Source organism: Anaeromyxobacter sp. SG66, assembly GCF_022690805.1.
GTDB lineage: Bacteria > Myxococcota > Myxococcia > Myxococcales > Anaeromyxobacteraceae > Anaeromyxobacter > Anaeromyxobacter soli.
Genome location: NZ_JALCZC010000007.1, coordinates 87,751 through 95,540, shown reverse-complemented (window position 1 = coordinate 95,540; position 7,790 = coordinate 87,751). Strand labels below are relative to the sequence as shown.

7 protein-coding genes are annotated in these 7,790 nt (G+C 72.1%); 5 read left to right on the top strand and 2 right to left on the bottom strand.

What is annotated here, in order from left to right; all coding sequences use genetic code 11:
* Positions 1 to 414 (bottom strand): triphosphoribosyl-dephospho-CoA synthase (locus MNZ39_RS04325; RefSeq protein WP_242335036.1); only part of this gene is annotated, 414 nt, incomplete at its 3' end.
* Between the two features lie 4 nt (positions 415 to 418).
* Positions 419 to 2,083 (bottom strand): malonate decarboxylase subunit alpha, encoded by a 1,665-nt coding sequence (gene mdcA / locus MNZ39_RS04320; protein ID WP_242335033.1) that lies wholly within the window; start codon positions 2,081 to 2,083, stop codon positions 419 to 421.
* 92 nt (positions 2,084 to 2,175) lie between these two features.
* On the opposite strand from mdcA, the gene MNZ39_RS04315 reads away from it, so the two are divergent.
* The 5 genes from MNZ39_RS04315 to MNZ39_RS04295 all read left to right on the top strand — a co-directional run bounded on the left by MNZ39_RS04315 (position 2,176) and on the right by MNZ39_RS04295 (position 7,772).
* Entirely contained in the window at positions 2,176 to 3,162 is a 987-nt protein-coding gene (locus MNZ39_RS04315) for a bile acid:sodium symporter family protein (protein WP_255821094.1), read from the top strand.
* Positions 3,163 to 3,275: 113 nt separating this feature from the next.
* Entirely contained in the window at positions 3,276 to 4,820 is a 1,545-nt protein-coding gene (locus MNZ39_RS04310; protein ID WP_242335027.1) for an AMP-binding protein, read from the top strand.
* Between the two features lie 20 nt (positions 4,821 to 4,840).
* Positions 4,841 to 5,869 (top strand): TRAP transporter substrate-binding protein DctP, encoded by a 1,029-nt coding sequence (gene dctP / locus MNZ39_RS04305; RefSeq protein WP_242335024.1) that lies wholly within the window; start codon positions 4,841 to 4,843, stop codon positions 5,867 to 5,869.
* Entirely contained in the window at positions 5,866 to 6,426 is a 561-nt protein-coding gene (locus tag MNZ39_RS04300) for a TRAP transporter small permease (RefSeq protein ID WP_242335021.1), read from the top strand. Before dctP ends, MNZ39_RS04300 begins: the two co-directional genes overlap by 4 nt.
* Positions 6,423 to 7,772: a TRAP transporter large permease gene (locus MNZ39_RS04295; protein ID WP_242335018.1), complete on the top strand. Its 1,350-nt coding sequence runs from the start codon at positions 6,423 to 6,425 to the stop codon at positions 7,770 to 7,772. The genes MNZ39_RS04300 and MNZ39_RS04295 overlap by 4 nt, the downstream gene beginning before the upstream one ends.
* Positions 7,773 to 7,790 lie beyond the last annotated feature (18 nt).

Genomic DNA, 7,790 nt, shown 5'->3' with positions numbered 1-7,790 from the left:
GGCGCGCGCCGCGATCGCCGCGGGCCCGCCGCGGGCGCCCTCGATGGCGGCGCCGGCGACGAGGAGGCCGAGCGCCCAGATCGCGCCGCGGTGCGCGTTCGCGCCGCCGGTGGCGGCGAGCATGGCGGCCTCGCCCTCGCGGCCGATCGCGCCGAGCGTGGTGCGCAGCGCGTCCGCCGGGCGGGCGCCGTGGGCGGCCTGGGCCATCTCGGCGAAGGCGCCGCGGAGCGCGTGGGCGGAGCGGCGCATCGTCGGGAGGTCGAGGTCCGCGTGCGCGCCGCTGCCGCGACGGTCGACGAGGCCGGGCTTGGGCGTGAGCTCCGCCTCGTCGAGGAGCGCCGACACCGCCAGGTCCGCGAGCCGGTCGGCCCGCCGCGAGGCGTGAGGGGGCGGCGCGTGCGCGATCGCGATCATGCGTTCACCAGGACCGGAAGCGGGCGGGCGGCCGGTAGAGCCCGCCCGACCAGGCGACGAGGTCGTCGATGCTGCGGGCCGCGAGGAGCGAGCGCCTCGCGTCGAGGCGGCGCACGCCGAGGTCCTCGGGGAACGCGACGATGCCGCGCCGGCGCAGCCCCTCGGTCCGCCGGGCGTCGGCTCCGAGCCCCACGGGCGTCGCCCCGGCGACCGCCGCGAGGGCCGCGCGGCGCTCCGTCGGCCCGTCCGCGCGGTAGAGGTAGGCGATCCCTTCCTCCGTCACGACGTGCGTGACGTCGTCGCCGTAGATCATCACGGGCGCGACCGGCATCCCGCTCGCCTTCCCGACCTGCACCGCGTCCAGCGACTCGACGAAGACCGGCTGGCCGCCCTTCTGGTAGGTCTCGGCGAGCTGGACGACGATCTTGCGCCCGCGGACGACGTCTCCCTCCGCCGTGATGAGGTCGAGCCACGGCGCGCTCGCGTGACGGCGTCCCCGCGGATCGTGGCCCATGTTCGGCGCACCGCCGAACCCGGCGAGGCGGCCGAGCGTGACCGTGGAGGAGTTCGCGTCCGCGTCCATCTGGAGCGTCGAGCCGATGAAGAGGTCCACGCCGTACTGCCCGGCGAGCTGGCACAGCACGCGGTTCGACCGCAGGCTGCCGTCCTTGCCGGTGAAGAACACGTCGGGGCGCGCCCGCACGTAGTCCTCCATCCCGACCTCGCTGCCGAAGCAGTGGACGCTCTCCATCCAGCCGCGCTCGATGGCGGGGATGAGGGTGGGGTGGGGGTTCAGCGCCCAGTTCCGGCAGATCCGGCCGCGCAGCCCGAGCGACTCGCCGTAGGTCGGCAGGAGGAGCTCGATCGCCGCGGTGTCGAACCCGATGCCGTGGTTGAGCGAGGTGACGCCGTGCCGCTCGTAGATCCCGCGGATGACCATCATCCCCATCAGGATCTGCAGCTCGTTGATGTGCCGCGGGTCGCGCGTGAAGAGCGGCTCGACCGCGTAGGGCCTGTCGGCGACCACGACGAGGTCGATCCAGGAGCCCGGGACGTCGACGCGCGGCAGCTCGTCCACGATCTCGTTCACCTGCGCGACGACCACGCCGTGGCGGAACGCGGTCGCCTCCACGATCGTGGGCGTGTCCTCGGTGTTCGGCCCCGTGTAGAGGTTGCCGTGCGCGTCCGCCTTGTCCGCGCAGACGAGCGCCACGTTCGGCGTGAGGTCCACGAACATCCGCGCGTAGAGCTCGACGTAGGTGTGGATGGCGCCGATCTCGAGCTTCCCGTCCTCGAGCAGCTGCGCGAGCCGGAGGCTCTGCGGGCCGGCGAAGGCGAAGTCCACCTTGCGCGCGATCCCGTGCTCGAACAGGGCGAGGTGCTCGGGCCGGCTGATGCTGGAGATGAGCAGGTGCACGTCGTGCACCGCCGCGGGGTCCACCCGCGCGAGCGAGCGCGACAGGAAGTCCGCCTGCTTCTGGTTGTCGCCCTCCAGCGCCACGCGGTCGCCGGGAGAGACGAGCGCCTCGAGCGCCTCCACCAGCCGGTCGGCGCGGAGCGCCTTTCCGTCCACGAAGGGAGCGACGCGCCCGAGCCGGCGGGCCTTCTCGGCGGGGCGTGTTCTCCAGGGCGAAGCGGGAACCGGCGCGCGGATGGTGGTATTCAGCATTCTGCATGCTGTATACAACAGGCAACATGCCAGCTCAACCGGAGAACGGGCGGACAGGCGGGAGCTCAGGTGGGGGTCGCCAGCGAAACGCACTGCGGCGACACGGGTTTCTCGCCGGGATGATCGGCGCGGTGGTGCTCGCGACGGCGCTCCCGGGGGCGGGGAGGACCGGCGGTCCCATGCACGGCGATCGCGTGGCCGACGCCGGGATCTTCGCCATCTTCCTCCTGCACGGGCTCGGGCTCGACACCGCTCGCCTGAAGGCCGGGCTCCTGCGCTGGAGGCTCCACGCCGTCGTGCAGGCGTTCACGTTCTGTGTCTTCCCGGTCCTGTACCTCGCGCTCGGCGCCACGTTCGGCCGCTTCCTCCCGCGGCCGCTCCTGCTCGGCTTCTTCTACCTGAGCGTGCTGCCGTCCACGATCTCGTCCTCCGTCGCCATGACGGGCATCGCGCGCGGCAACGTCCCCGGCGCGATCTTCAACGCCATCGCGTCGAACGTGCTCGGCGTCTTCGTGACGCCGCTCCTCGTGTCCCTCGCCGGGAGCGCGTCCGGCGGCGGCCGGCTGCCGCTCGCGCGCTCCATCCTCACCATCGGCGTGCTCATCCTCGTCCCGCTCGCCGTCGGCCTCGCGCTCCGTCCGCTCCTCGGGGGCTTCTACGCGCGCCACGAGCGCCAGGCGCACCGCCTCGACAAGGCGGTGATCCTCGTCATCGTCTACGTGGCGTTCTGTGACTCGGTGAGCTCGGGCCTGTGGTCGCACCACGGCCCCGGGGTCCTCGCGCTGACGCTCGCCGGCGCGGCCGTGCTCCTCGCCCTCGTGCTCGTCCTCACGACGGCGGTGGCGGGCTGGGTGGGGCTCGCGAAGGAGGACGAGATCGCGGCGGTGTTCTGCGGCTCGAAGAAGGCGCTCTCCTCGGGAGTGGGGATGGCGAAGGTGCTGTTCGGAGCGCAGCCCGGCCTCGGCCTGATCGTGCTGCCGGTCATGTGCTACCACCAGCTTCAGCTCTTCGCGTGCTCGGTCCTCGCCGAGCGCTACGCCCGCCGCGCCGCCGCGGCCCCTCCCGCCGTCCGGACCTGAGTCGCTCGTCCGCCCGCCCCAACAAGGGGGCGGACGGGGGGTTGACCGCTTTGTCGCAGGTTGCTTTGTATACAGCGTACAGAATGCACGATGCCGACCGAACGGACGGGACGATGCGACGAACGGACGCACCTAGCGAAAACCTGTTCGACGTCCTCACGGAGCGCGGGCGCGCCGACGCGACCTTCATCGAGACGGACGGCGGGCGGCGGCTCACGTACGCCGAGCTGCGGTCGCTCACGGGGCGGTACGCGAACGCGCTCGCCGCGCACGGGGTGGAGCCCGGCGACCGGGTCGCCGTCCAGGTCGAGAAGTCGCCCGAGGCCTACTGCCTGTACCTGGCGGTGCTCCGGCGCGGCGGCATCTACGTCCCGCTGAACCCCGCCTACACGGTGGCGGAGCTCCGGTACTTCCTCGAGGACGCCGCGCCCGCCGCGTTCGTGTTCGATCCGGCCGACGCGGCGGGCAAGGCGCCGCTGGCCGCCGCGTGCGGCGTCCCGGCCTGCCTCACGCTGGACGCCGCGGGGAAGGGGACGCTCGCGGAGCGCGCCGCCGCCGAGGACGACGCGTTCCCCACCGCGCCCCGCGGGCGCGACGACGTCGCCGCGATCCTCTACACGTCCGGGACGACCGGGCGGCAGAAGGGCGCGATGCTCACGCACGGGAACCTGGCGAGCAACGCCCGGGCCCTGACGAACCTGTGGGGGTTCACCGAGCGCGATCGGCTGCTGCACGCGCTGCCGATGTTCCACGCCCACGGCCTCTTCATCGCCGCGCACTGCGCGCTGCTCTCCGGCAGCGCGATGCTGTTCCTCGCCAGGTTCTCGGCCGAGCGCGTCGCGGAGCTCCTGCCTCGCGCCACCGCGATGATGGGCGTCCCGACGTTCTACACCCGCCTGCTGGATCTGCCCGGGTTCGGCCCGGAGGCGTGCCGGTCCGTGCGGCTCTTCACCTCGGGGTCGGCGCCCCTGCTCGCGGAGACGAGCCGCGCCTTCGCGGAGCGCGCCGGGCACGCCGTGCTCGAGCGCTACGGCATGACGGAGGCCGTCGTCATCACCTCGAACCCGCTCGACGGCGAGCGCCGTCCGGGCAGCGTCGGGAGGGCCATCGAAGGGGTCGAGCTGCGCGTCGCCGACGCCGAGGGCCGGCCGCTCTCCCGGGGCGCGGTGGGCGTGCTCCAGATCCGCGGCCCCGCGGTGATGAAGGGCTACTGGCGCCAGCCGGAGAAGACGGCGGAGGCCTTCACCGCCGACGGCTGGTTCCGCACCGGCGATCTCGGCACCGTGGCGGAGGACGGGTACGTGACGCTCGTCGGTCGGACGAGCGATCTCGTCATCTCCGGCGGGTTCAACGTCTACCCGAAGGAGGTCGAGCTCGCCCTCGACGCGCTCCCCGGCGTCGTCGAGTCGGCCGTCATCGGCGTGCCCCACCGCGACCTCGGCGAGGCGGTCACCGCCGTCGTGGTCCGGCGCGATCCGGCGCTCGACGCCGGCCGGATCGTGGGCGCGCTGAAGGCCCGGCTCGCCTCCTACAAGGTCCCGAAGCACGTGCACTTCGTCGACCACCTCCCCCGCAACGCGATGGGGAAGGTCCTGAAGAGCGCGCTGCGCGAAACGTATGCCGTCGAAGCGTCCCGTCCCGTCGTCCCAACCCACTGACCCGCAGCGCGGAGGCGATCGTGCACCAGTTCACCCGCAGGAACCTGCTGTTCGGAATGCTGGCCTCGCCGGCGCTGGCGCTCGTCGGCCGGCGCGCCCTCGCGGCGGGCACGACGGAGCTCAAGATCTCGCACCAGTTCCCCGGCGGCACCCTCACGGACGGCGACTTCCGCGACCGCCTGTGCCGCCGGTTCGCGGCCGAGATCGCGAAGCGGACGAACGGCGCGCTGACCGGGACGGTCTACCCGAGCTCCTCGCTCATGAAGGTCAACGCGCAGTTCAGCGCCGCCCGCAAGGGCGCGCTCGACATGAGCCTCTTCCCGCTCTCGTACGCGGGCGGCGAGGTCCCCGAGCTCAACATCGGCCTCATGCCGGGCGTCGTGACCTCGTACGAGCAGGGCATGGCCTGGAAGCACGGCGAGGTGGGCAAGTACCTCACCGATCTCCTCGCCGACAAGGGCATCGTCATCGTGAGCTGGGTCTGGCAGGCGGGCGGCGTCGCCTGCCGCAGCGGCGCCATCGTCGAGCCCCAGGACGCGAAGGGGCAGAAGGTCCGCGGCGGCAGCCGCGAGATGGACATGGTCCTCAAGGAGGCGGGGGCCACCGTGGTCTCGCTCCCCTCGAACGAGATCTACGCGGGCATGCAGACGGGGGCGCTCGACGCGGCCATGACCTCGTCGACGAGCCTCATCTCCTTCCGCCTGGAGGAGGTCGCGAAGCAGCTCGTCACGGGTCGCGGGAAGGCCTACTGGTTCATGCTCGAGCCGCTCATCATGTCGCGCGCGATCTTCGACGGGCTGCCGAAGGACCTGCAGTCGGTGATCATGACGGTCGGCGCGGAGCTCGAGTCGTTCGGCGTCAACTCCGCGAAGGCGGACGACCAGCTCGTCGCGGCGGCGTTCGCGAAGGCGGGCGCGAAGCCCGTGGACCTGTCCGAGGCCACCGTCCGTCGCTGGCAGGACATCGCCCGCGCCACCGCCTGGAAGGACTTCGCCGCGCGCAACGAGCGCTGCGCCCGGCTCCTCTCGCTCGCGGAGAAGACCCTGTGAGCCACGGATTCGAGCTCGAGGCCAGGGCAGCCGAGCTGCCGGCGCTGCCGCGCGCGGGCGCCCTCGGCGTGGCCATGCGCGCGCTCGCCGCCCTGAACCGCCATACCGTGATCGTCTCCGCCCTGGCGATCCTCGGCGCGGCGGCCGTCCTCACGGGCAGCGTCGTCACCCGCTACTTCTTCAAGGTCCCGACCGACTGGCAGGACGAGGCGGCCGTGTTCCTCATGGTCGGCGCGACCTTCCTGACGGCGGCGCAGGTCCAGGCGCAGCGAGGGCACGTGGCCATCGCGGCGCTCGCCTCGATCCTGCCGCCCCGCGTGAACCGGGCCCGCGCGCTCGTCGCGGACCTGGTGTCGCTCCTGTTCTGCACGTTCTTCACCTGGAAGTCCTGGGCGCTCCTCCACGAGGCGGTCGTGGACGGCCAGACGTCGTCGTCGTCGTGGGGGCCGCCGATGTGGATCCCGTACTCGCTCATGACGGTGGGGATGACCCTCCTCACCCTCCAGCTCGTGCTGCAGGTCCTGCATCGCCTCGCGCCGGAAGGAGCAACCGAATGAGCGTCTCCGTCGTCGGCGGTCTCTACGGCGCGGCCACCCTGCTCGTGATGTTCTCGGGCGTGCCGGTCGCCTTCGCGCTCGGGATGGTGGCGGTCGTCTTCATGTACTTCTTCATGCCCGGCGCGGCGCTCGACACCGTCACCCAGAACGTCTACGAGGAGATGTCGAGCATCACGCTGCTCTCCATCCCGCTCTTCATCCTGAAGGGCGCGGCCATCGGCAAGTCGCGCGCCGGGGCGGACCTCTACTCCGCCATCCACGCCTGGATCCGGCGCATCCCGGGCGGCCTCGGCATCGCCAACGTGTTCGCGTGCGCGCTGTTCGCGGCCATGGCCGGGTCGAGCCCGGCGACCGCGTCCGCCATCGGCAGCTCCGGCATCCCCGAGATGCGGTCCCGCGGGTACTCCCCCCGGCTCGCGGCGGGGATCATCGCCGCGGGCGGGACGCTGGGGATCCTCCTGCCGCCGTCGATCACCATGATCCTCTTCGCGGTCGCGTCGGAGCAGTCGCTCGGGCGGCTCTTCCTGGCCGGCATCGGCCCGGGCGCGCTGCTCGTGCTCCTGTTCGCGGGCTACACGGTGTTCCGCTTCAAGAAGGAGTACCGCGCCGCCCTCGCCACCTACGAGCGCACCGGCGTCCGCGCCGCGCACCTCGACGAGCCGGAGCTCTCGCTCGCCGAGAAGACGCGGATGCTGCCGAAGGTCCTCCCCTTCGTGGTCCTGCTGGTCGGCGTCATGGTCGCGCTGTACGGCGGCTTCGCCACGCCCTCCGAGACCGCGGGCCTCGGCGCGATCCTGGCGCTCGTGCTGGTGGGGATCATCTACCGCATGTGGCGCCCGCGCGACCTGAAGCCGATCTTCGCGGGGACGCTCAAGGAGTCGACCATGCTGCTGTTCATCATCGGCATGTCGCTCCTGTACTCGTACGTGATGAGCTACCTGCACATCAGCCAGTCGGCCGCCGAGTGGATCGTGGCCATGCACCTCTCGCGCTGGGTGCTCCTCGCGGCCATCCTCGTGTTCGTGGTGGTGCTCGGCTTCTTCCTGCCGCCGGTCTCGATCATCCTCATGACCGCGCCGATCATCCTGCCGCCCCTCAAGGCGGCCGGGTTCGACCTGGTCTGGTTCGGCGTGGTGATGACGGTGGTGATGGAGATGGGGCTCATCCACCCGCCGGTCGGCCTCAACATCTTCGTCATCAACAACGTCGCGCCGGACATCCCGCTCCGCGACGTCGTCTGGGGCGTGATGCCGTTCGTGGGCCTCATGGTGGTGGCGGTCGTGCTCCTGTGCGTCTTCCCCGGGATCGCGACCTGGCTCCCTGACGCGGTGATGGGGATGCGCTGACGCGGCCGCGCCCGCGCG

Coding starts and splice junctions, on each gene's coding strand:
- mdcA (WP_242335033.1), bottom strand. CDS start 2,083: ATGCTGAATACCACCATCCGCGCGCCGGTTCCCGCTTCGCCCTGGAGA.
- MNZ39_RS04310 (WP_242335027.1), top strand. CDS start 3,276: ATGCGACGAACGGACGCACCTAGCGAAAACCTGTTCGACGTCCTCACG.
- MNZ39_RS04295 (WP_242335018.1), top strand. CDS start 6,423: ATGAGCGTCTCCGTCGTCGGCGGTCTCTACGGCGCGGCCACCCTGCTC.